Origin of the sequence: Variovorax sp. J2P1-31, assembly GCF_030317215.1 — a bacterium.
Classification (GTDB): Bacteria; Pseudomonadota; Gammaproteobacteria; order Burkholderiales; family Burkholderiaceae_C; genus Variovorax.
Genome location: NZ_JASZYA010000001.1, coordinates 1126823 through 1148907, shown reverse-complemented (window position 1 = coordinate 1148907; position 22085 = coordinate 1126823). Strand labels below are relative to the sequence as shown.

Genomic DNA, 22085 nt, shown 5'->3' with positions numbered 1-22085 from the left:
CGAAGAGGCGCGGCGCCTGATCGAAGGCAGCGTGCCCCCATCCCAGCCTTCCCCCAAAGGGGGAAGGAGCCAGACCGAATACCAAGGAGATGACACCGATGACCACCTACCTGCTCGCCCTCGACCAAGGCACCTCCAGCTCGCGCAGCATCGTGTTCGACCGCGAGGGCCACATCGTCGCCATCGCGCAGAAGGAGCTCACGCAGATCTATCCGCAGCCGGGCTGGGTCGAGCACGACCCGATGGAGATCTGGCGCAGCCAGCTCGCCACCGCGCAGGAGGTGCTGGCCAAAGCCAAGTTGCAGGCCTCCGACATCCACGCCATCGGCATCACCAACCAGCGCGAGACCACGGTGCTGTGGAACCGCAAGACCGGCCAGCCGGTGCACCATGCCATCGTCTGGCAGGACCGGCGCGCCGAGCCGCTGTGCGCGAAGCTGCGCGCCGACGGCATGGCCGACACCATCCGCGACAAGACCGGCCTGGTGATCGACGCCTACTTCTCCGGCACCAAGCTGCGCTGGCTGCTCGACAACGTGCCCGGCGCGCGCGAACAGGCCGAGCGCGGCGAACTGGCCTTCGGCACCATCGACAGCTGGCTGATCTGGCAGCTCACCGGCGGCAAGACCCACGTCACCGATGTCAGCAACGCCTCGCGCACCATGCTCTTCAACGTGCACCGCAACGCGTGGGATGCGGAGCTGCTCGCGCTGCTCGACATCCCCGCGGCGCTGATGCCCACGGTGCAACCATCCAGCTCGCACTTCGCCGACACCGAGGCCGCACTGCTGGGCCGCGCCCTGCCCATCGGCGGCGTGGCCGGCGACCAGCAGAGCGCGCTGTTCGGCCAGGCCTGCTTCGAGGCCGGCATGGCCAAGAACACCTATGGCACCGGCTGCTTCCTGCTGATGCATACCGGCGCCGCCTTCCAGCCCTCGCACAACGGCCTGCTCGTGACCAGCGCCGCGCAGGTCGACGCCACGCCGCGCTACGCGATGGAGGGCAGCGTGTTCGTCGGCGGCGCGGTGGTGCAGTGGCTGCGCGACGGCCTGCAGGCCATCAAGGGCAGCGCCGAGGTGCAGGGCCTGGCCGAGAGCGTGCCCGACGCGGGCGGCGTGATGATGGTGCCGGCCTTCACCGGCCTGGGCGCGCCCTACTGGAACGCCGAGGCCCGAGGCACCATCACCGGCCTGACGCGCGGCACCACGGTCGCGCACATCGCGCGCGCCGCGCTGGAAAGCATCGCCTACCAGAGCGCGGCGCTGCTGCAGGCCATGAGCCGCGATGCGGTGGCGGCCGGCGGCGCGCCGGTCTCTGAACTGCGCGTGGACGGCGGCGCGAGCGTCAACGACCTGCTGATGCAGTTCCAGGCCGACCTGCTGGGCATCCCGGTGGTGCGGCCCCAGGTGATCGAGACCACCGCGCTCGGCGCCGCGTATCTGGCGGGCCTCTCGACCGGCGTCTACAGCGACGCGCGCCAGCTCTCGCAGCTGTGGAAGGTGGAGCGCCGCTTCCTGCCGACCCTGGGCCGCGCGCAGGCCGAGGAATCGATGGCGCGCTGGGAACGCGCGGTGCGCCAGGCCACGGCGACCTGAGCCGGCGCGCCAGCCAAACACCTCGCGCCGCTGGGGGCACTGCGCGCGGCAGGCGGAGGGACCCGGCGCAGAATCCGCCGGCCCTCGACTGCCGCCGCCCCTCTTGAACACGCCCTCCGCCGAAGCACCGCGCACGCCGCCCTCTTCCCGTTCCTCCGCCCTGCTCGCGTGTGCCGTGGTCGGCGCCACGCTGGCGGTGCTGATCACGCTGGGCCACGACGGCCGCCGCATCGCCCAGCTGGCCCTGCTCGCATCACCCCTGGTGCTGTGGCTCGCCTGGCCGCTGCGCAGCACGCGCATGCGCCGGCTGCGCACCCTGCTGGTCACGCTCTGGACCCTGGGCTTCGGGCTCGATGCCGTGGTGCGCGCCTACCTGCTCGACACCTACCAGGCGGCCCCCGACAGCGCCCTGGTGCTGGGTGCCGCGGCCAACACCCATGCGCGCGAAAGCGCCGAGTACCTCTGGATGCACTGGCGCTCGGCCTTCGTCTGGTCGGCCGCGCTGGTCACGGCCGGCGTGATCGCCGCCCTCTTCGCGCGCCGCGGCGCGGTCGCATCCGACGCGCCAGGCCGCCGGCCGCCGCGCGGGGCCGTCGCGCTGGTGGGCCTGCTGCTGCTCGGCGCCTGCCTGGCCTATGCCAGCAAGCCCTGGCGCCGGCTGCATCCCGCGCTCTTCTGGACGCACTGGTCGCAATCGGTGCAGCAGCAGCGCGCCAGCTGGGCCGACCAGCAGAAGGCGCACGAGCGCCTCGCGGCCCAGGCCCGGGCCATCGGGCCGGTCGTGACGCGCGCTGGCCCGTCGACGGTGGTGCTGGTCGTGACCGACAGCATCAACCGCGACAACATGGCGCTCTACGGCTACGGCCGCCCGACCACGCCGCGCCTGCTGGCGCACCAGGCGCAGGCCGGCGCGCAGATGGCCGTGCTGAAGAACGCCTGGTCGGTGGACGCCAGCACCGTGCCCGCGCTGCGCAACATGTTCCATTTCGGGCTGCCCGACAGCCAGGAGCCGCCGCATGTGCTGGCCCTGGCACGTGCCGCGGGCTACAAGGTCTGGTGGATCAGCAACCACGACGACATCGCGATCGAGCAGCAGCATGCGCGCCACGCCGACGTGGTGGACATGGTCAACCGCACGCCCGGCCGCGCCAGCGCCTCGCTCGACGGCGAGATCCTCGACTGCGTGCAGGAAGCGCTGGCCGACACGGGCAGCGAGCGCAAGCTGATCGTGGTGCATCTCATGGGCGCGCACCCGCACTACAGCCTGCGCTTTCCCGAGAACGCGAACCCCTTCGACGACGACGTCGACGCGGTCGAGACCGGCCTGGTGAAGAGCGGCCGCTCGGCCTGGGTGCGGCACTTTCGCCAGCAGTACGACGCCGCGCTGCTCTATCACGACTTCGTGGTGTCGGAGCTGCTGCAGCAGGTGCGCGGCGCCGGCAAGCCCGAAGACTACCGGGCCTGGATGTACCTGTCGGACCACGGCCAGGAGGTCGGCCACGGCAGCGACCGCGCGGGCCACAGCCCCTCGACCGCGTCGGGCTACCGCATCCCGACCGTGCTGTGGCGCAACCAGCAGCCCTTCAGCTCCCCCACCGCGCAGCAAGCCTTTCGCGCGGACTGGACGGGCTGGGCGCTGATGGACCTGCTCCACATCCAGTGGAACGGCCAGATGCCCGAGCGCAATGTGCTGTCGGACGGCTACCGCTGGCAGGCGCCGGCGATTCCGGTCGCGGCCGACGCCTTCCTGCGCTGACGGGGCGGACGCACCTCGCCCGCCCTCAGGCCACCCTTCGCAGCAAGGCGCGCGCGCCGCCGTCGCCACGCGTGTGGCGGAACAGGTCCTTGGGGTCGTCGGCCCGCGGCACGAGTTCGACCTCCACGCCGATCCCGCGCGCCTCGGCCTGGGCGTGCACGTAGCGCAGGGTGGTGTAGTCCTCGAGCGCGAAGCCGACCGAGTCGAAGACCGTGACCTGGCCCGCGCTCTCGCGCCCCGCGGCCGTGCCGGCCAGCACGCGCCAGAGGTCGACCACCGGGAAACTCGGCGGCAGCTGCTGGATCTCGCCCTCGATGCGCGTCTGCGGTTCGAACTCGACGAACACGCGCGCCCGGCGCAGCACGTCGGCATGCAGTTCGGTCTTGCCCGGGCAGTCGCCGCCGACCGCGTTGAGGTGCATGCCCGGTCCGATCATCTCGGGCCTGAGGATGGTCGCATGCGCCTTGTCCGCGGTGACCGTGGTCACGATGTCGGCGCCCTGCACCGCCTGCGCCACCGAGCCGGCGCGGATGAGCTCGAGCGCGGGAAAGGCCGCGAGGTTGCGCAGCAGCTTGTCGGTCGCGCGGGGGTCGGTGTCATAAACGGCGATCTGCGAGATGCCCAGGTGACAGTGGAAGGCCAGCGCCTGGAACTCGCTCTGCGCGCCGTTGCCGATCAGCGCCATGCGCCGCGCATCGGGCCGGGCCAGCGCGCGCGCCGCCAGCAGCGAGGTCGCGGCGGTGCGCAGCGCGGTGGCCAGCGTGAGCTCCGACAGCAGCACCGGGTAGCCGGTGTCCACATCGGCCAGCACGCCGAAGGCCATCACCGTGTAGAGCCCGCGGCCGGTGTTGGCCGGGTGGCCGTTGACGTACTTGAAGGCATAGCGCGAGGCGTTGGAGACCGGCATCAGCTCGATCACGCCGATGTCCGAATGACTTGAAACCCGGGCCGACTTGTCGAAATCCGGCCAGCGAACGAAATCCTCGCGGAGGGCCTCGGCCAGCGCGCCGATGAAGGGGGCCACGCCGATCTCCTGCACGAGGCGGGACATCGCGGGCACGTCGATGAAGCGGGTCATGGTGTGCTCCTCCTGAATGAGTCCGGCCGCGGCGTGCAGCCGTCTGCTCATTGTTCCGCCGACACCTGCCAGATTGAAGCCCGCAACTTGTCAATTCAATTGACGAACCTTACATTCAGCTCGATCCATCCAGCACTTTGACACTTTCCGCCATGGACGACACCGACCGCCAACTGCTCGCCCTGCTGCGCGACAACGCCCGCACGCCGGTCGTGGCGCTGGCGAAGAAGTTGCGCGTGGCGCGCGCCACCGTGCAGAACCGCATCGCGAAGCTGGAGCAGGACGGCACCATCGTCGGCTACACCGTGCGGCTCAAGCCCGAAGCCGAGGCGCACCGCATCCGCGCGATCATGAGCATCCGCATCGAGGGCCAGCGCGCCGAGCAGGTCAGCCGGCTGCTGCGCGGCCATTCCAACGTCGTGGCCCTGCACTCGACCAACGGCCGCTGGGACCTGATGGCCGAACTGCGCGCCGATTCGCTGGAAGCCTTCGACCAGGTGCTCAATGCGATCCGGCTGATCGAGGGCATCTCCAGCACCGAGACCAGCATCCTGCTGTCGACACAGAAGCTGTAGCGGCGCTCGCGACCGGTCTCGCCCGCGACAGGAAGGGCCGGGGGTCCGGCACCATGATCCGCGCCAATTCCAAAGGGAGGCGGGGATGGAGGTTCTGGCACTTTATGCAGCGCTCGGCATCGGCGCGGGACTGCTGTCGGGGATGCTGGGCGTGGGCGGCGGCCAGGTGGTGGTGCCGGGGCTGCTGTACCTGTTCCACCGGAAGGGCTTCGCGCCCGAGAGCGCGATGCACCTGGCGCTGGGCACCTCGCTCGCGACCATCGTCGTGACCTCGCTGTCCTCGGCCCGCGCCCACCACCGGCGGGGTTCGCTGGACCTGCGCATCGTCCGCCGGCTGCTGCCGGGCATCGTGGTCGGCGCCGTCGTCGGTGGCCTGATGTCCGGCCTGTTCTCCGCGCAGGTGCTGCGCATCGCCTTCGGCATGTTCCTGCTGCTGCTGGCGCTGCAGATGGCGCTGTCGCTCAGGCCCGCCCCGCAGCGCAGCCTGCCGGGCGCGCCCGGCCTCGACGCCACGGCCGGCGCCATCGGCTGGACCTCGGCCATCGTGGGGGTGGGCGGCGGCAGCATGGTCGTGCCCTTCCTGGTCTGGTGCAACGTCAACGTCAAGACGGCCGTGGGCACGGCCTCGGCCTGCGGCGTGCCACTGGCGCTGGCCGGCACGGTCGGCTTCCTGGTCGCCGGCTGGGGCCGCGCGGACCTGCCCGCCTACAGCCTCGGCTATGTCTACGGGCCGGCCTGGCTGGCGATCTCGGCCTGCAGCCTGCTGGCGACGCCGATCGGCGCCATGGTCTCGCACCGGCTGCCCGTGGACACGCTCAAGCGCGCCTTCTCGCTGTTCCTGGCGATCGCGGGCGTTCGCATCCTGCTCTAGCCGTCAGCGCGCGCCGTCGGCCACCGGCCGCACCGCATGGGTGGCTTCGGCCGCCTCGTTGAGGCCGATCCAGGCATTGCCGAAGTCCACGGCATAGAAGTGCTGCGCGGCCTCGCTGCCCGAGCCCGACCAGAACTTGCGCGGCGGCGTGCCGGGGAAGCGCGCGGTGTCGATGGTGGGCGTGGTGGTCTCGCCCGCACACCAGCGCGGCACGGTGACGGGCGCCTGTTCGGGGCTCAGTTCGAGCGTGAACTGCTCGTCGACCAGGCCATGGTCGCAGCGCCGCAGGGCTGCCAGTTCCACGATGCTCGGCAGCCGCCACTGCGCGATGCCTTCGTGGCTCTTGGCGTTGAGTGCCTCGACGCGCGCCTGGGCGTCCATCAGGCCCAGGGCCTCGGCCTCGCCGGCGCAACGCCCGTCTTGCCAGGTCTGGCCCAGGGCACAGCGCAGCCAGCGCAGGCCGGTCGCGGGGTCGGTAACGACAGCGGACGCCGCTGTCTTCTCTGGCGCCGGTGAAGCGGCCCGGTCACAGGCAGCGAGAAGCGACAGGGCCGCCAAGGCGACGGCCAGCCACCGGCCAGGGTGGCCCTCAGGCCTGCATGCGCGCCGCACTCAGTGCGCCGGCACCAGGAAGTCCTGGCTGATGCGCCACCCGAGCTCGTTCACGCGGTCGAGGAACTGCGTGAGGTAGGCATGCAGCCCGGTGGCCAGGATCTCGTCGACGCGCGCGTACTGCAGGTCGGCCAGCAGCTTGCCGGCGCGGCGCTGGGTCTCGGCGCTCTGATCGTTCTGCACCTTGGCCAGGTTGGCCACCACCTCGGCCAGGCTCGCATGCAGCGAGCGCGGCATGTCGGCGCGCAGGATCAGCAGCTCGGCCACGCGCTCGGGCTTGATCACGTCGCGGTAGACCTTGCGGTAGACCTCGAAGGCCGAAACGCTGCGCAGGATCGCGCTCCAGTGATAGAAGTCGTATTCCTGGTCTTCCTCGGTGGCGGTGCCGAAGAACTCGCTGTTGAGCGCGTGGAACTTGACGTCGACCAGCCGCGCCGTGTTGTCGGCGCGTTCGAGGAAGGTGCCCAGGCGCGAGAAGTAGAAGGCCTCGTCCTGCAGCATGGTGCCCAGCGTGACGCCGCGCGAGAGGTGCGAGCGGAACTTGACCCACTCGAAGAACTGGCCCGGGTCGCGCTCGAAGTCGCCGGCGCGCAGCATGCGGTTGACCTCGAGCCAAGTGGTGTTCTGCGTTTCCCAGGCCTCGGTGGTGAGCGCGCCCCGCACGGCGCGCGCGTTCTCGCGCGCCGCCTTGAGGCAGGAGACGATCGACGACGGGTTCTCCTCGTCCTTGACCATGAACTCCATCACGTCGTTCGGCACGATCTGCTCGTACTTCTTGTCGTAGGCCGGCAGCAGTTCGCTGATCGACAGCAGGCCCTGCCAGCCGAACTTGGCGACTTCGGCCGACTGCGGCAGCAGCGAGGTCTGGTAGTTGACGTCGAGCATGCGGGCCGTGTTCTCGGCCCGCTCGGTGTAGCGCGACATCCAGTAGAGGTGGTCGGCGGTGCGTGACAGCATGTTCGGCTTTTCCTCTGGCGTCAGACGATCGGGGTTTGGGTTTGCGTTTGCGTTTGGCTCTGGGTCGGCGCAGGGGCTGCGGCGGGCGCGCGCGGGCGCCGGTCGGCTTCGAGGATCCAGGTGTCCTTGGTGCCGCCGCCCTGCGAGGAATTGACCACCAGCGAACCCTCCTTGAGCGCGACGCGGGTCAGGCCGCCCGGCACCATCTGCACTTCCTTGGCCGACAGCACGAAGGGCCGCAGGTCGATGTGGCGCGGCGCGATGCCGGCGTCGACGAAGGTGGGCGAGGTCGACAGGCTCAGCGTGGGCTGCGCGATGTAGCCGTCGGGCTTGGCGATCACGGCCTTCTTGAAATCCTCGATCTCGGCCTGCGTCGCGGCCGGGCCGATCAGCATGCCGTAGCCGCCCGCGCCGTGGACTTCCTTGACGACCAGGTCCTTCATGTTGTCGAGCGTGTACTGCAGCTCGTCCTTGTTGCGGCACATGTAGGTCGGCACGTTCTTGAGGATCGGCTTCTCGCCCAGGTAGAACTCGATCATCTTGGGCACGTAGGGGTAGATCGACTTGTCGTCGGCCACGCCCGTGCCCACCGCGTTCGAGATCGCGACGTTGCCCGCGCGGTAGGCGCGCATCAGGCCGGCGCAGCCCAGGGTCGAGGTCGGGCGGAACACTTCCGGGTCGAGGAAGTCGTCGTCGACGCGGCGGTAGATCACGTCGACCCGCTTGGGGCCGCGCGTGGTGCGCATGTAGACGAAGTCGTCCTTGACGAACAGGTCCTGCCCTTCGACCAGCTCGACGCCCATCTGCTGCGCGAGGAAGGCGTGCTCGAAGTAGGCGCTGTTGTACATGCCGGGCGTGAGCACCACCACCGTGGGCTCGGCCGTGGCCGGCGGCGCACTGGCGCGCAGCGTCTCGAGCAGCAGGTCGGGGTAGTGCGCCACAGGCGCGATGCGGTTCTGCGCGAACAGGTCGGGGAACAGCCGCATCATCATCTTGCGGTTTTCCAGCATGTAGCTCACGCCGCTGGGCACCCGCAGGTTGTCCTCGAGCACGTAGTACTCGCCGTTGCCGTCGGCGTCGGGCGCGCGCACGATGTCGATGCCGGAGATGTTCGAGTAGACGTTGTTGGGCACGGTCACGCCCATCATCTCGGGCCGGAACTGCGCGTTGTCGCGGATCTGCTCGATCGGCACGATGCCGGCCTTGATGATCTCCTGCTCGTGGTAGACGTCGTAGATGAAGCGGTTGAGCGCGGTCACGCGCTGGACCAGGCCGCGCTCCATGCTCTCCCACTCGTGCGCGGGAATGATCCGCGGCAGCAGGTCGAAGGGAATCAGGCGCTCGGTGCCGGCACCGTCCTCATCCTTGGCGCCATACACCGCGAAGGTGATGCCGACTCGGCGGAAGATCATCTCGGCCTCCTCGCGCCGGGATCGCATCAGTTCGCCGGGCTGTTTGGCCAGCCATTGGTCGTAGCGCTTGTAATGACCCCGGATCGCAGCGCCCGCATAGGGCAGCTGCTCGTACATCTCATCGAATTTGTGCATGGAACGACCAATCTCCTTCGACATAGCTTAGCAAGTTCAAGGCCAAGCTTTGGGCGATCTTTGCACAAGTGCGACTCATGGGCTTTGAACGCCGTTGCCGGCACGCCGTGGCGATGTCGCGGCCCCCTGCACGCCGTACCGGACGCGCCAGCGCGCGGCGCTCGACCTCAGTCCCGCGCGCGGCGCATGCCCGACGGCAGCGGCTGGGCCTGCAGGCAGGCGATCAGGCATTGGGCGGTGGGCGTGAGGCGGGCGTCGCGCAGGGTCACGATGCTGATCTGCACCGACGGAATGGCCTCGCGCAGCTTGAGCGCCACGACGCCGCGCGGCGAGAACTCCTGCGCGATCAAGGCCCCGGACAACAGGGCCAGTGCATCCATGCGCGTCAGCAGGTGCAAGGCGATGGCGAAGGACTCGCACTCCAGCATGCGGACGGGCGCCGGCTGCCCGTGCGAGGCGAACAGCTGGGCCACGAAATCCTGGTCCGGGGCGTAGCCGGGCGCCACCCAGAGCTGTTCGTTGAGTTCGCGGATGGAGCGCGCCGAGGCGCAGGGATGCTGCTTCCGCGCTGCCACCGTGAGCGACATCTCGAACAGGGGCTGTTGGCGAAACGCCGTGCCCAGCTTGCGCGACAGCGTGTTGGCCACCATGAAATCGAGCGTGCCGTTCTGGAGCTTGCGCAACGCCACCGGCACCGGGTCTTCGTTGATGCTGATGCGCGCTCTGGGCATCTGCTGCTGGAAGCTCTCGAGCGCGCCCGGCAGCACGGTCAGCCCCACGGAGGAGGTCAGCGCGACCGCCACGTGGCCGTTCGCGCCTTCCTTCATGAACATCAGCTCTTCGCGGGTGCGGCGCATGTCCTCCATCAGCAGGCTGGCCCGCACCTGGAAGGCCTGGCCCGCCTCGGTGAGCTCCACCCCGGCGATGCTGCGCCGCAGGAGCGGCACGTCCAGATCGCGCTCGAGTTCGCGCATGGTCCGCGTGACCGCGGGCTGGGACACGAACAGGGCCCGCGCGGCGGCATGGATGCTGCGGTGTTCCGCCACGGCCAGGAAAGTGCGCAGGTGTTGGGGCTTCATGGAGGTCCATTCGGGTGATAACGAAAGCTGATCTTTGGCGCAAAGATTTTGTCTTTTCCGAATCGGCGGAGCTTTATAGCATCGGCCGGCCCCACCCCTGAACTCCCGAAAGAACGCCCGTGAAACTCACACAGATGCTCCCGGTCTGGCTGGCTGCCCTGCTGCTCGCCGCCGGTGCCGTGCCTGCCGCCGCCGACCCCTACCCCACCAAGCCCGTGAACCTGATGGTCCCCTACCCCGCGGGCGGGTCCTCCGACGTGATCGCGCGGGTGATCCACACGCCGCTGTCCAGGCTCCTGGGGCAGCCGGTCCTGGTCGAGAACCTCGGGGGTGCCGGGGGCGCGATCGGCGCGCAGAAAGTGCTCAACGCGCCGGCCGACGGCTACTACCTGTTCCAGGGTTCCTCCAACGAGACCATCCTGGTGCCGCTGGCGAATGCGGCCATCAGGTACAAGAGCGACGACTTCCGGCTGATCCAGATGATCGGCGTGGCGCCGATGGTGCTGATGGCACGCAAGGACCTGCCCGCCAACACCATGGACGAGCTGATCGCGCTGGCGCGAAGCGCCTCGGCCCAGCGCAAGCCCCTGACCTTCGGCAGCGTGGGCTACGGGTCGCTCTATCACATGCTGGGCGAACATCTGGCCGAACGCCTGGGCGTCACGATGACCCATGTGCCGTACAAGGGGGGCGCCCCGCTGATGCAGGACCTGGGCGCCGGCACCATCGACTTCATGCTGGCGCCGATCCAGCAGCAGCTCATCGGCATGACCGAGTCGGGCCGGCTGAAGATCATCGGCACCCTGTCGCCGGCGGGCAAGACCCAGGTGGCGATGCTCAGGAACTTTCCCAGCGTGAACGAGAGCAAGGGCCTCAACGACTTCAGCTTCGACCTGTGGCACGGCTACTTCGTGCGCAAGGACACGCCGGAGGACGTGGTGCAGCGCCTGCACGCGGCGCTGCATACCGTGCTCGCCGACCCGGCGGTGCGCAGCCAGTTGGAGGCGCAGGGCCTGATGGTGGCCCCGCTCACCACACTGGCCGAAGCCTCGCACGGCTATGGCGCCGAGACCACGCGGCTGCGGGCGATCGCCAGCGCGATCAAGCTCGAGGCGAAATAGCATGGCCGCATCGCTTGCCATCCCGGCACTGCTGGCGCATTGCTTCTCCGCGAGCTACGCCCAGGCGCGCGAGCGCTTCCTGGCCGCGGCGCAGGCCGCCGGGGCCGAGCTGCAGTCCTTCGGGCTCGAGGTCCCGGGCGCGCAAGGGGAAGCGCTGGCCACCGACGTGGCGCTGATCCGGCCCGCGGACGCGCGCTCGGTGCTGATCGTCAGCTCGGCGACGCACGGCATCGAAGGCTTCTGCGGATCGGCCTGCCAGTTGGCGCTGCTGGCCGACGCGGGGCTGCTCGCACAGGCCGCGCGGTCGGGCGTCGCCCTGCTGCTGGTCCATGCGGTGAACCCCTATGGCTTCTCGTGGACCAGCCGGACCAACGAGGACAACGTCGACCTGAACCGCAACGCCCAGGACTTCGCGGCCGCACTGCCGGCCAACCCCGACTATGCGGCCTTGCATCCGCTGCTCGTGCCGGCGGTGTGGCCGCCGGACGATGCCAACCGCCGCGCCATCGCCGACCACATCGCACGCCACGGCGGCACGCACTACCGCGACGCGGTCTCCAAGGGGCAATACACCCACCCCGACGGCCTGTTCTTCGGCGGCAGCGCGCACAGCGCATCGCTGCGCACGCTGGCGCATGTGCTGCGCACGCAGGCCGCCGATTTCGCCGACATCGGCTGGATCGACATCCACACAGGGCTCGGGCCCTGCGGGCATGGCGAAAAGATCTTCGCCGGACGGCGCGATGCCGACGAGATCGCGCGCGCGAAGCAGTGGTGGGGCAGCGACATCGCGGTGCCGTTCGCGGGCACCTCCACCTCGGCCGATATCACCGGCCACCTGGCCTCGACGATCTACCGTGCCTGCCCCGACGCCCGGCGCACGCTGATGGCGCTGGAGTTCGGCACGGTGCCGTTCGAGGAGATGGTGGATGCCCTGCGGGGCGAGGCGTGGCTGCGCCTGCACCCGGAGGCGCCGCAGGATCTGGCGCAGCGCATCCGAGGCACCTTGCGCGATGCCTTCCATGGCGACACCGCCGCATGGCAGGGCATGGTCCTGGGCCAGAGCCGGCTCGCCATCCTGCAGGCGCTGCTCGGCCTGGCCTCGGCGCCCGCCTGAGCTCCGCACGATCTCTCTCCCCCCCTTCCATCCGGATCACCATGACCCTCGACGACTGCCGCGCCCTCGACCGCGCCGACCCGCTGCGCGAACTGCGCGCCCAATTCACGCTGCCCACCGACGTGATCTACCTCGACGGCAACTCGCTGGGCGTGCTGCCCGCGGCCGCCCCCGCGCGCATCGCCGCGGTGGTGGCCGAGGAATGGGGCCAGGGCCTGATCCGCTCCTGGAACAGCGCCAGCTGGTTCGACCTGCCGCAGCGCCTGGGCGACAAGCTGGCCCGGCTGATCGGCGCCGCACCCGGCGAGGTGGTGTGCACCGACAGCACCTCCATCAACCTCTACAAGGTGCTGTTCGCCGCCATGAGCCAGGTGCTCGAATACGGCGACGACGCGCGCCGCACCGTGGTCAGCGAACGCAGCAACTTCCCCACCGACCTCTACATCGCCGAATCGCTGTGCCGCGAGCGCGGCTTCACGCTGCGCCTGATCGACAGCGTCGACGCGCTGCCCGCCGCGCTCACATCCGAGGTCGCGGTGCTGATGCTCACGCACGTCAACTACCGCACCGGCGCGATGCACGACATGAAGGCCGTCACGGCCGCCGCGCATGCGGTGGGCGCGCTGACCGTCTGGGACCTGGCCCACAGCGCGGGTGCCGTGCCGGTCGCGCTCAACGACAGCGATGCCGACTACGCGATCGGCTGCGGCTACAAGTACTTGAACGGCGGCCCGGGCGCGCCGGCCTTCGTGTGGGTCCACACGCGGCATGCGGGCCGCTTCGAGCAGCCCCTGTCGGGATGGTGGGGCCATGCCGCGCCCTTCGAATTCACGCCGCACTACCGGCCGGCGCCGGGCGTGGGCCGCTACCTGTGCGGCACGCAGCCCATCGTGAGCCTGTCGGCGCTCGAATGCGGGCTCGACACCGTGCTGGCCGCCGAAGCCTTCGACGGCGAGGCGGGCGCGATGTCGGCGCTGCGCGCCAAGTCGCTGGCGTTGACCGATGCCTTCATCGCGCTGGTCGAGGCGCGCTGCCCCGGCCGCTTCACGCTGGTCACGCCGCGCGCGCATGCACAGCGCGGCTCCCAGGTCTGCCTGGCGCTGCAGGACGCCAGCAGCGCCAGCGCCTATGCGATCGTGCAGGCCCTGATCGCGCGCGGCGTGATCGGCGACTTCCGCGCCGGCGACGCCCAGGTGCCCGACATCCTGCGCTTCGGTTTCACGCCGCTGTACCTGCGCTTCGAGGACGTGTGGCAGTCGGTCGAGCATCTGGTGCAGGTGCTCGAGTCCGAGGAATGGAAACGCCCCGAGTTCAACCGGAAGAACGCGGTGACCTGAGCGTGCCTCGCGGCATGGCCGCGCTCGCGCCCTCCGCGTCCGAGACTACCCGCCCCGCTCGATCAGCGCATCCACCACCACGGCCCCCTCCCCGCGCGCCGCGACCAGCACCGGGTTGACGTCGATGGAGGCAATGGCGCCACCGGCCGCCACGATGAGCAGCCCCACGGCCACCGCCACCGCGGCCAGCGCGTCGACGTCCAGCGGCGGGTCGCCGCGCACGCCCTCGAGCAGCGGCGCGATGCGCAGCGTGCGCAGTGCCGCCGTCACGTCGGCCGCGGCGAAGGGCGGCAGCAGCACCGCCACGTCCTGCAGCGCCTCGACGTACTTGCCGCCGTCGCCCACCACCACCACCGGGCCGAACACCGGGTCGATGCGCGCGCCGACCATGAACTCGCGCTGGCCGCGGCGCATGGCGGCGACGATCACGCCCTCCTGCGCCGCGCCCAGTTCGGCCAGCTTGGCCCACTGGCGCTCGAACAGCGCGGCGGCGTCGGCGGCCGTCGCGACGTTCAACGCCACCAGCCCGTGCTCCGACTTGTGCGGCACGTCGCCCGAGCAGGCCTTGACCACCGCTGGCGCGCCCACGGCCGCCAACGCCTCGGCCGCCTGCCGCGCGCTGCGGCACAGCCGGTGCGCCACCACCGGCACGCCGGCCGCGGCCAGCACGGCCAGGCTCTGCGCCTCGTTGAGGAAGCGCCCCTCGCCGGCCGGCAGCGCGGGCGCCGTGCCCGCGGGCCACGCCACGACCGGCTTGCGCATCAGCGCGGTGTGCGAGGCCAGCTGCGCAAGCGTGCCCAGCGCGTCGTTCTCGTTGGCATAGGTCGGGATGCCCTGGGCCCGGAAGGGCGCGGCCACCGAGTCCTGCCAGGCCGCGACCACCACCGGCTTGCCGGTGCTGCGCTCGAAGGCGGCGGTGTCGCGCGCGAAGGCATCGACGTCGTAGCCGGCACCGGCCACCGGGATGTTGATGAGGAACAGGTCGGCGGCCGGGTCCTGCGCCACGGCCGGCAGCACGTCGCCGAACAGGCCGCTGTTGGACAGCAGCGCGGCCGTGATGTCGATCGGGTTGTCGGCCGTCGCGAAGCCCGGCAGCCGGCTCGCCACCTCGGCGCGCGTGGCCGGCGCCAGCTCGGCCAGCGGCAGCGCGAATTCCTCCGAGGCGTCGGCGCCCATCACGCAGCTCGCGCCCGAGTTGCTGATGATCACCAGCCGCCGGCCCTCGGGCCGCCAGCCCTTGAGGTAGGCCTCGGCCGCCAGCGCCTGCGCATGCGGGTCGCGCACCCGCCAGATGCCGTGGTGGCGGAAGAAGGCGTCGACCGTGCGGTCCTCGTTGGCCAGCGAACCGGTGTGCGAGGACGCGGCCTTCTGCCCGCTCTCCGAACGCCCGGCCTTGACCGCGATGATCGGCAGGTCGCGCTCGCGCGCATAGGCGGCGGTGCGCGCCAGCAGTTCGGGATTGGCGATGTTCTCGAGGTAGAGCAGCAGCAGCTTCACGTCGGGGTCGTGCGCCACCGCCCAGGCCAGGTCGGAGACCGTGATGTCGGCCTCGTTGCCGGTCGCGTGCACATGGCGCACGCCCAGCCCGCGGCCGCGCAGCAGGCCGTAGGCCATGGCGCTCATGCCGCCGCTCTGGCTCACGATGCCGACCGGGCCGTCGGCCGGCGGCACCTCGACGAACATGGTCGAGAAGCCCGCGATGGCGCCGGTGCCGAAGTTCGCCAGGCCCTGGGTGTTGGGGCCGTAGAGGCGCATGCCGGCGGCGCGCGCGGTGTCGACCATGGCGCGCTGCACCGCGCGCCCTTCCTCGCCGGTCTCGCCGAAGCCCGAGGCCACGACCACCGCCGACTTCACGCCGCGCGCCGCGCACTGCGCCACGGCCTCGACCGCTTTCTCGCCGCCCACCACCACCATCGCCAGGTCGGGCGCCTCGGGCAGCGCCGCCAGCGAGGCGTAGCTCTTCAGGCCCTGCACCTCTTCGCGTGCGGGGTTGATCGGGTAGATGCGCCCGCCGAAGCCATGCTGGCGCATGTAGTGGATCGGCCGGCCGCCGATCTTGTGGATGTTCTCGGAGGCGCCGATGACGGCGACGGATCGGGGGTTGAGGGCGGATTCGAGCAGGTCGGACATGAAGAGCCTTGCGGAAAAAGAAGAAAGGTGCGCGGCCTCAGGCGCGGCGCGCGTCCAGGAAGGAGGCGATGCCTGCGCCGCAGGCGTCGCTGTAGAGGCTGTCGACGAAGGCGTCGCGCTCGGCATCGAGCTGGGCGCGGCGCGAGCGGCCGCGTGCGGCGTGCACCAGCTGCTTGATGCGCGCCTGCGCGTCGAAGGGGCCGGCGGCCAGCCGCTCTGCCCAGGCCATCGCCGTGGCCAGTGCCTCGCCGTGCGGCACCACACGGTTGACCAGGCCAAGCGTGTGCAGCCGCTCGGCCGAACACACGCCGCCGTCGAGCAGCAGCTCCAGCGCCATCTGCGGCGGCAGCGCGCGCGCCAGCGAGTCGGAGCCGCCGCCGTCGGGCGTGAGCGCGAGCTTGACGTAGGACATCACGAACTTCGCGTCCTGCGCGGCGACGATCAGGTCGCAGCCCAGGCAGACCGAGAAGCCGCCGCCCGCCGCCGCGCCCTCGACGGCCGCGATCACCGGCTGCGGCGCGTCGTGCATCGCCATCACCCAGTCGTGCAGCGCGTCGAGGTGGCCCGCCTGCTCTTCGCGCGGCAGGTCGCGCTGGGCGGCGAGGCGCTTCAGGTCGCCGCCGCCGCAGAAGTGATCGCCATCGCCCGTGAGCACGATGGCGCGCACCGAGCGGTCGTCCGCCACCCGGCGCAGGGTCCGGACCGCGTCGCGGTAAAGCGACGGATGCATCGCGTTGCGCGCTGCCGGGTGGCTGATCGTCAACACCAGCACCGGGCCGTCCTGGCGCACCATCAGGCGCGCCACGCTGTCGGAGGGGGACGCGGCCATCAGTCGACCTTGATGTCCGCCGTGCGCACCACCTTCGTCCACTTGACGATCTCCGTGTGCAGCATCTTGCCGAAGGCCTCGGGCGTGGTCGGCATCGCTTCGGCGCCGGCGTCGTAGAGGCGTTGCTTGACCTGCGGGTCGGCCAGGGCCCTGCCGATGTCGGCGCTCAGGCGCTGCACGATGTCCCTGGGCGTGCCGGCGGGCGCCATGAAGGCGGCCCACGAGTAGGCCTCGTAGCCCGGCAGGCCCGACTCGGCCACCGTGGGCACGTCGGGCAGCAGGGCCGAGCGACCGGCGCTGGCCACCGCGATCGCCTTGACCTTGCCCGCCTTGATCTGGGGCAAGGCGGTGGGTGCATCGCTGAACATGAACTGCACCTGCCCGCCGAGCAGGTCGGTCATGGCCGGTGCACTGCCCTTGTAGGGCACGTGCAGCAACCTGGTGCCGGCCTGCATGTTGAACAGTTCGCCGGCCAGGTGCGTGCCCCCGCCGTTGCCGGCCGAGCCGAAGCTCAGCTGGCCCGGCGTGCGCTTGTCGAGCGCGATGATGTCGGCCACCGTCTTCACCGGCACGCCCGGGTGCGCCACCAGCACGACCGGGAACATGGCACCGAAGCTCAGCGGCACGAAGTCCTTCTCGATGTCGTAGCCCAGCCGGGGCTTGAGGCTGGGCAGCACCGAATGGTGGATGCTGCAGACGAACAGGTTGTAGCCGTCCGCCGGCGCGCGGGCCGCGATCTCGGCGCCGACGATGCCGCCCGCGCCCGCACGGTTGTCCACGATGGCCTGCTGGCCCCACAGCTCCGACAGCTTCTGCGCCACGGCCCGGCCGGTGGTGTCGACCGGCCCGCCGGCCGGGAACGGCACGATGAACTTCACCGGCCGGCTCGGGTACGCGCTCTGCGCGAAGCCGGGCAAGGCCAGCGTGCCGAACGCGGCGGCCGCGCTGCCCAGCAGGGTCCGGCGGCCGAGGGTCCGGGCGGCCTGCGTCTCGAAGGTTTGCGTCGTCATGTTGTCTCCTCGTGATGGGAATCGAAGGCTCGAAGCTCAGGCGGAAAACAGGGCATGGCCGTGGTCGAGCACGACCCGGTCGCGCTGCACGGCACGCACACGGAAACGCCGCTCGACGCCGTCGCCGAACAGCTCCAGCCGCAGCGTCTCGCCCGGGAACACCGGCGCCGAGAAGCGCGCATAGAGGCTGCGCAGCCGCGCCGGTTCGCTGTCGGCGCACTGCGCCAGCAGCGCATGGGCGGCGATGCCCCAGGTGCACAGGCCATGCAGGATGGGCCGCTCGAAGCCCGCCGCGCGCGCGGTCGCCGGATCGGCATGCAGCGGGTTGCGATCGCCGCACTGGCGGTAGAGCAAGGCCTGCTGCGGCAGCGTCGGGATGTCGAGCGTGAGATCGGGCGCACCGGCGGGCACCGGCACGGGTGGCGCCGCCGCCGCATCGCCAGGCACCGCCGCCGTCGCGAAGCCTCCGTTGCCGCGCGCGAAGGTGGTGTGGGTCACGGTCGCGAGCAACACATCGCTGTCGGCGTCGTGCAGGGTCTTGTCATAGCGGATCGTGGCGCCGCGGCCCGGCCCCTTGTCGACGATGTGCGTGACGCGGTGGCGCGCCCGCACCGTGCCCGCCGGCGGCAGTGGCCGGTGCCACACGACCTGCTCCTCGCCGTGCACGATCTGCGCGAAGTCGATGCCGGTCGCCGGGTCCTGCATCCACGAACCCGGAAAGCCCAGCACCACCGCCATCGTGGGCAGAGCCAGCGGCGCGGCGGGCACGTCGTCGACGAAGCGCAGCTGCTTCGCGTCGGTCGGGTCGCGGCCCAGGCCCAGCGCGAGCGCATAGCGCATGGTGTCGTCGACGGTGTAGCGCTGCACCACCTCGTCGAAGTGCCAGGCCTTGAGACGCTGGAAGTCGATCATCAGTCCACCGTCGCGCCGGAGACCTTCACGACCTTGGCCCACTTGTCGATCTCGGCCGTCATGAAGCGGCCGAAGTCCTCGGGCGAGGTCCAGGTCGCGGCGAAGCCCTGGGCCTCGAACTTGTCCTTCACGTCGGGCGCGGCCAGCACCTTCTTCAGCGCGCCGCTGAGGCGGGCCAGCACCTCGGGCGGCGTGTGGGCGGGTGCGAGCAGGCCGTTCCAGGCGATGGCCTCGTAGCCGGGCAGGCCCGACTCGGCCACCGTCGGCACGTCGGGCGCGACGGGCGAGCGCGCGGCGCTGGTCACGGCCAGCGCCTTGAGCTTGCCGCCCTTCACGTGCGGCATGGCCGACAGCATGGTGTCGAACATCAGCTGCGTCTGGCCGCCCATGGTGTCGGTGAGCGCGGGCGCGCTGCCCTTGTAGGGGATGTGGTTCATCTTCACGCCGGCCATCGAGGCGAAGAGTTCGGCCGACAGGTGCGTCGACTGCCCGTTGCCCGAGGAGGCGAAGTTGAGTTCGCCGGGCCTGGCCTTGGCCAGCGCGATCAGCTCCGCCACGTTCTTCGCGGGCAGCGCGGGGTTGGCCACGATCACCAGCGGCCCGCTGGTCAGCAGCGAGACCGGCGCGAAGTCCTTGGCCAGGGAATAGCCCAGGTTCTTGAACAGCGAGGGGTTGATCGCATGGGCCGTGGTCGCGACCACCAGCGTGTAGCCGTCGGCCGGGCTGCGCGCCACCAGCTCGGCGCCGGTGTTGGCGCCCGCGCCCGGCCGGTTGTCGATGATGAACTGCTGGCCCAGCTGCTCCGACAGCTTCTGCGCCACCAGGCGCGCGACGATGTCGGTCGGCCCGCCCGGAGGGTACGGCACCACCAGCCGCACCGGCTTGGTGGGATAGGCCTGGGCCTGCGCGAAGGCCGGCGCGGCCAGGCACAGCGCGGCACCCGCTGCCAGCAGCAGGCGGCGGCGCGCGGAAGAGGGAAAGCGGATCGAATGCATGTCGTTGTCTCCTGTGGTTTTATGAATCACCGATGCCCCGATGCGCAGGCCGCTAGCCCGGCTCGCGGGCGAAGCGGACCAGCGTGCGGCCCTCGTGCGCGAAGAAGCCGGCCCGCACGCGCTCGCCGATGTGCAGGCCCGGCTCGGCATGGGCCATCAGCCGGGGTCCCTCGTCGAGCTGGGCGATCACCAGCGTGTAGGGCGCGAGCGCGCGGAAGGCGTCCGAGGGCGCGCGCGACACCACGGTCAGCGCGTGCAGCGTGGCCGTGCCGCGGGCCGTTTCCCACTGCAGGGTGTCGGCACCGCAATGCGCGCAGGCGTGGCGCGCCAGCGTCTGCGCGGTGCCGCAGGCGGTGCAGCGCTGGAAGCGCAGTTCCTGCCGCGCCAGGCCTTCGACGAAGGGCGCGGCCAGGGCGCTGGAGGATGCGACGGCGGCGTTCATGGCGAAGGCTCCTGCGACAGGATCAGGCTCACATGGGAGGACATCACGCCGCCGTCGGCGTGCACGAAGGCGTGGCGCGGCCGCGCGACCTGGCGCGCGCCGGCCTGGCCGGTCATCTGCCGGAACACCTCGACCGCATGCGCCATGCCGCCCGCCACGCCGCAGTGGCCGAAGGACAGCAGCCCGCCGTGCGTGTTGAGCGGCAGCGGGCCGTCCGCGCCGAAATCGCCGTGGCGCAGGCGCCGTGCCGCCCCGCCGCGCGGCGCGAAGCCGATCTCCTCGAGCAGCATGGTCAGCGTGATGGTGAAGGAGTCGTAGATGCCCAGGTGGTCGATGTCGGCCACGCCCAGCCCGGCCTCGGCGAAGGCGCGCTGCGCCGCCACGGCCGCGCCGCACTGCATCACGTCGGCCATCGCGCTCAGGTGCTGGTGGCGGTGCGCCTGGCCGGCGCCGGCCATCGCGACGCGCGGGCCGTCGCCGGGCTCGGCCGAGACCACCAGCGCCATCGCACCGTCGGAGATCGGGCAGCAGTCCATGAGCTTCAGCGGCGCGGCGATGGGCTTGGATGCGAGCACGTCGGCCACGGTGATCGGCGCCGTGAGATGGGCGCCGGGATGGCGCGCGGCGTTGGCGCGCATCAGCACCGCGAACTCGGCGAGGTCGGCCTCGGTGGTGCCGGTCTCGTGCAGGTAGCGCGAGGCCATCAGGCCGTAGTAGGCCGGCACCGAGGCGCCGTTGGGCACCTCGTAGTCGGGGTCACCGACCTGCGCCAGCGTCTGGATCGCACTGTCGCGCGACTGGCCGCTGAGCCGGTTCTCCCCGGCCACCACCAGCACCCGCCGGCAGCGGCCGCTGCGCACCAGTTCGCGCGCCAGCATCAGCATCGCGGCCCCGGTGGCGCCGCCCAGCTGCACGCTGTGCGCATAGGCCGGATCGAGCGAGAAGCGCTCGCAGAACAGCGTGGACAGCATCAGGTGCGGCAGCGTGGTGGCGTAGCCGCAGAGCAGGCCGTCGATGTCGGTGCGTTGCAGGCCCGCGTTCTGCAGCGTCTGCTGCGCGGCCTGGGCCATGAGGTCGAGCGCGCCCTGCCCTTCGTGGCGGCCGAAGGCGGTGCCGCCGACGCCGGTGATCCAGGCATTCGCCTGCGTGGTGCTCATCAGTGGACCCTCGCGCGTCGCGTGGCGGCCGTGCTCGCCGCGGCGCCGGTGTGGGCGGCGCGGCTCCACAGCACCTCGCAGGTCGCGGCCTCGCGCCGCAGCGCCTGCGCGAGTTCGGCCTCGCGCGAGGTGATGCGCTCGTTCAGCGCCGCGATGCTGAGGGCCGCGACCGGCCGGCCGTCGACGCCGAGGATCGGCACCGCGATGCCGCCCATGCGCTCGACAACCACGTCGAGCAGCACCGCGTAGCCGCGCTCGCGCGTTTTCTTGGCATGCGCTTCGAGCAATTCGGCCGTGATGCGCGGGTAGCGCTGCAGCTGCGGCGCGATCACCGCCAGCGCGGCCTGGCGCTCGGCCTCGGGCATCCAGGCCAGCAGCGCGAGGCTGCCCGCGCCCACGCCCAGCGGGCGCCGGCTGCCGATCGACAGGTAGTTGGCGCGGATCGGGTAGCGGCCCTCCTCCACGTCGACGCACAGCGACTCGATGCCGCTGGGGATCGACAGGATCACGCTGTCCTCGAACTGCCCGGTGAGCCGCAGCAGCGCCGGCCGCACCAGCGGGCGCGGATCGAAGCGGGCCAGCGCGGCCGCGCCCAGCACCAGCAGCTCGGCGCCCAGGCTGTAGTGCTTGCTCTGCGGGTCGCGCACCACGAAGCCGTCGTGCATCAGCACCTCGATCAGGCGCAGCACGGTGGTCTTGTCGAGGCCGGTCGCGATGGCGATGTCGGTCAGGCGGGTGACGCCGGGGTCCGACAGCGCCCGCAGGATGCGGCAGGCGCGCTCGACCGACGAGGTGGGTTCCACGGCCCGTTGGGCCAGCATGGAGGAAGGGGCACGTGTGCGTCCGGGCATCGTCGTCTCTTGTTTCGTTGAGCGGAACATCTTCTTTCCGTGCAGGCATTGAACGCGGCGGCGCTTTCAACCGTCAAGCAAATGACGAGAAGTTGCTGCAGGCGAAACTTTTCC

The 22085-nt window shown here is 71.0% G+C and carries 20 protein-coding genes; 7 read left to right on the top strand and 13 right to left on the bottom strand.

What is annotated here, in order from left to right; genetic code table 11:
- The first annotated feature begins 98 nt into the window (after positions 1 to 98).
- Positions 99 to 1595, top strand: a complete 1497-nt coding sequence (gene glpK, locus QTI20_RS05275) for a glycerol kinase GlpK (protein WP_503011363.1) — start codon at positions 99 to 101, stop codon at positions 1593 to 1595.
- Between the two features lie 103 nt (positions 1596 to 1698).
- Positions 1699 to 3351: a phosphoethanolamine transferase gene (locus QTI20_RS05270; protein ID WP_286549581.1), complete on the top strand. Its 1653-nt coding sequence runs from the start codon at positions 1699 to 1701 to the stop codon at positions 3349 to 3351.
- A gap of 25 nt (positions 3352 to 3376) precedes the next feature.
- Here QTI20_RS05270 and ocd read toward each other — a convergent pair whose 3' ends face one another.
- On the bottom strand, positions 3377 to 4429 hold the full coding sequence (gene ocd / locus QTI20_RS05265; RefSeq protein WP_286549583.1) for an ornithine cyclodeaminase: 1053 nt from the start codon (positions 4427 to 4429) through the stop codon (positions 3377 to 3379).
- A gap of 152 nt (positions 4430 to 4581) precedes the next feature.
- Here ocd and QTI20_RS05260 point away from each other — a divergent pair, with 152 nt between their 5' ends.
- Both QTI20_RS05260 and QTI20_RS05255 read left to right on the top strand, forming a co-directional pair.
- Positions 4582 to 5004 carry an Lrp/AsnC family transcriptional regulator gene (locus QTI20_RS05260; protein ID WP_219216431.1) on the top strand — a complete coding sequence of 141 codons (423 nt, stop codon included), beginning with the start codon at positions 4582 to 4584 and terminating at the stop codon, positions 5002 to 5004.
- An 85-nt stretch (positions 5005 to 5089) separates the two neighbouring features.
- Positions 5090 to 5875, top strand: coding sequence for a sulfite exporter TauE/SafE family protein (locus QTI20_RS05255; protein ID WP_286549586.1), 786 nt, complete (start codon positions 5090 to 5092; stop codon positions 5873 to 5875).
- Positions 5876 to 5878: 3 nt separating this feature from the next.
- Here QTI20_RS05255 and QTI20_RS05250 read toward each other — a convergent pair whose 3' ends face one another.
- From QTI20_RS05250 to QTI20_RS05235, 4 genes are all read right to left on the bottom strand, one after another.
- Positions 5879 to 6487 (bottom strand): Lcl C-terminal domain-containing protein, encoded by a 609-nt coding sequence (locus QTI20_RS05250; protein ID WP_286549587.1) that lies wholly within the window; start codon positions 6485 to 6487, stop codon positions 5879 to 5881.
- Positions 6488 to 7444 (bottom strand): alpha-E domain-containing protein, encoded by a 957-nt coding sequence (locus tag QTI20_RS05245; protein ID WP_286549589.1) that lies wholly within the window; start codon positions 7442 to 7444, stop codon positions 6488 to 6490.
- A gap of 20 nt (positions 7445 to 7464) precedes the next feature.
- A complete protein-coding gene (locus QTI20_RS05240) occupies positions 7465 to 8991 on the bottom strand; it encodes a circularly permuted type 2 ATP-grasp protein (RefSeq protein WP_286549592.1) in 1527 nt (508 codons plus the stop codon).
- Positions 8992 to 9158: 167 nt separating this feature from the next.
- The gene (locus tag QTI20_RS05235) at positions 9159 to 10070 is read right to left on the bottom strand and encodes a LysR family transcriptional regulator (RefSeq protein ID WP_183027702.1); all 912 of its coding nucleotides are present in this window, start codon (positions 10068 to 10070) and stop codon (positions 9159 to 9161) included.
- Between the two features lie 119 nt (positions 10071 to 10189).
- Between QTI20_RS05235 and QTI20_RS05230 the strand changes: the two genes are divergently transcribed.
- From QTI20_RS05230 to kynU, 3 genes are read left to right on the top strand one after another with little or no spacing between them, the layout of a single operon-like run.
- Complete coding sequence (locus QTI20_RS05230; RefSeq protein WP_286549594.1) at positions 10190 to 11191, top strand: tripartite tricarboxylate transporter substrate binding protein; 1002 nt, start codon at positions 10190 to 10192, stop codon at positions 11189 to 11191.
- Position 11192: 1 nt separating this feature from the next.
- Entirely contained in the window at positions 11193 to 12308 is a 1116-nt protein-coding gene (locus QTI20_RS05225; protein ID WP_286574153.1) for a M14 family metallopeptidase, read from the top strand.
- Positions 12309 to 12349: 41 nt separating this feature from the next.
- On the top strand, positions 12350 to 13645 hold the full coding sequence (kynU, locus tag QTI20_RS05220) for a kynureninase (protein WP_286549596.1): 1296 nt from the start codon (positions 12350 to 12352) through the stop codon (positions 13643 to 13645).
- 45 nt (positions 13646 to 13690) lie between these two features.
- On the opposite strand, the gene QTI20_RS05215 is transcribed toward kynU, so the two are convergent.
- Genes QTI20_RS05215 through QTI20_RS05180 form a run of 8 tightly spaced genes read right to left on the bottom strand, consistent with a single transcriptional unit; the run spans position 13691 to position 21971 of the window.
- Positions 13691 to 15775 (bottom strand): acetate--CoA ligase family protein, encoded by a 2085-nt coding sequence (locus QTI20_RS05215; RefSeq protein ID WP_286549598.1) that lies wholly within the window; start codon positions 15773 to 15775, stop codon positions 13691 to 13693.
- 37 nt (positions 15776 to 15812) lie between these two features.
- Positions 15813 to 16604 carry an oxepin-CoA hydrolase, alternative type gene (locus tag QTI20_RS05210; RefSeq protein WP_286549600.1) on the bottom strand — a complete coding sequence of 264 codons (792 nt, stop codon included), beginning with the start codon at positions 16602 to 16604 and terminating at the stop codon, positions 15813 to 15815.
- Complete coding sequence (locus tag QTI20_RS05205) at positions 16604 to 17614, bottom strand: tripartite tricarboxylate transporter substrate binding protein (RefSeq protein ID WP_286549602.1); 1011 nt, start codon at positions 17612 to 17614, stop codon at positions 16604 to 16606. Before QTI20_RS05205 ends, QTI20_RS05210 begins: the two co-directional genes overlap by 1 nt.
- A gap of 36 nt (positions 17615 to 17650) precedes the next feature.
- Positions 17651 to 18526: a MaoC family dehydratase gene (locus tag QTI20_RS05200; protein ID WP_353507263.1), complete on the bottom strand. Its 876-nt coding sequence runs from the start codon at positions 18524 to 18526 to the stop codon at positions 17651 to 17653.
- Positions 18526 to 19521: a tripartite tricarboxylate transporter substrate binding protein gene (locus QTI20_RS05195; protein WP_286549604.1), complete on the bottom strand. Its 996-nt coding sequence runs from the start codon at positions 19519 to 19521 to the stop codon at positions 18526 to 18528. Before QTI20_RS05195 ends, QTI20_RS05200 begins: the two co-directional genes overlap by 1 nt.
- Positions 19522 to 19573: 52 nt before the next feature.
- Positions 19574 to 19963, bottom strand: coding sequence for a Zn-ribbon domain-containing OB-fold protein (locus tag QTI20_RS05190; RefSeq protein WP_286549605.1), 390 nt, complete (start codon positions 19961 to 19963; stop codon positions 19574 to 19576).
- Positions 19960 to 21120: a thiolase family protein gene (locus QTI20_RS05185; RefSeq protein WP_286549607.1), complete on the bottom strand. Its 1161-nt coding sequence runs from the start codon at positions 21118 to 21120 to the stop codon at positions 19960 to 19962. Before QTI20_RS05185 ends, QTI20_RS05190 begins: the two co-directional genes overlap by 4 nt.
- Positions 21120 to 21971, bottom strand: coding sequence for an IclR family transcriptional regulator (locus tag QTI20_RS05180; RefSeq protein WP_286549609.1), 852 nt, complete (start codon positions 21969 to 21971; stop codon positions 21120 to 21122). The genes QTI20_RS05185 and QTI20_RS05180 overlap by 1 nt, the downstream gene beginning before the upstream one ends.
- Between the last annotated feature and the right edge of the window lie 114 nt (positions 21972 to 22085).

Excerpts from the sequence above, each read along its gene's own strand:
- glpK (WP_503011363.1), top strand. The coding sequence starts at position 99 with ATGACCACCTACCTGCTCGCCCTCGACCAAGGCACCTCCAGCTCGCGC.
- ocd (WP_286549583.1), bottom strand. The coding sequence starts at position 4,429 with ATGACCCGCTTCATCGACGTGCCCGCGATGTCCCGCCTCGTGCAGGAG.
- QTI20_RS05260 (WP_219216431.1), top strand. The coding sequence starts at position 4,582 with ATGGACGACACCGACCGCCAACTGCTCGCCCTGCTGCGCGACAACGCC.
- QTI20_RS05255 (WP_286549586.1), top strand. The coding sequence starts at position 5,090 with ATGGAGGTTCTGGCACTTTATGCAGCGCTCGGCATCGGCGCGGGACTG.
- QTI20_RS05245 (WP_286549589.1), bottom strand. The coding sequence starts at position 7,444 with ATGCTGTCACGCACCGCCGACCACCTCTACTGGATGTCGCGCTACACC.
- QTI20_RS05240 (WP_286549592.1), bottom strand. The coding sequence starts at position 8,991 with ATGCACAAATTCGATGAGATGTACGAGCAGCTGCCCTATGCGGGCGCT.
- QTI20_RS05235 (WP_183027702.1), bottom strand. The coding sequence starts at position 10,070 with ATGAAGCCCCAACACCTGCGCACTTTCCTGGCCGTGGCGGAACACCGC.
- QTI20_RS05225 (WP_286574153.1), top strand. The coding sequence starts at position 11,193 with ATGGCCGCATCGCTTGCCATCCCGGCACTGCTGGCGCATTGCTTCTCC.
- kynU (WP_286549596.1), top strand. The coding sequence starts at position 12,350 with ATGACCCTCGACGACTGCCGCGCCCTCGACCGCGCCGACCCGCTGCGC.
- QTI20_RS05215 (WP_286549598.1), bottom strand. The coding sequence starts at position 15,775 with ATGTCCGACCTGCTCGAATCCGCCCTCAACCCCCGATCCGTCGCCGTC.
- QTI20_RS05210 (WP_286549600.1), bottom strand. The coding sequence starts at position 16,604 with ATGGCCGCGTCCCCCTCCGACAGCGTGGCGCGCCTGATGGTGCGCCAG.
- QTI20_RS05205 (WP_286549602.1), bottom strand. The coding sequence starts at position 17,614 with ATGACGACGCAAACCTTCGAGACGCAGGCCGCCCGGACCCTCGGCCGC.
- QTI20_RS05200 (WP_353507263.1), bottom strand. The coding sequence starts at position 18,526 with ATGATCGACTTCCAGCGTCTCAAGGCCTGGCACTTCGACGAGGTGGTG.
- QTI20_RS05195 (WP_286549604.1), bottom strand. The coding sequence starts at position 19,521 with ATGCATTCGATCCGCTTTCCCTCTTCCGCGCGCCGCCGCCTGCTGCTG.
- QTI20_RS05190 (WP_286549605.1), bottom strand. The coding sequence starts at position 19,963 with ATGAACGCCGCCGTCGCATCCTCCAGCGCCCTGGCCGCGCCCTTCGTC.
- QTI20_RS05185 (WP_286549607.1), bottom strand. The coding sequence starts at position 21,120 with ATGAGCACCACGCAGGCGAATGCCTGGATCACCGGCGTCGGCGGCACC.
- QTI20_RS05180 (WP_286549609.1), bottom strand. The coding sequence starts at position 21,971 with ATGCCCGGACGCACACGTGCCCCTTCCTCCATGCTGGCCCAACGGGCC.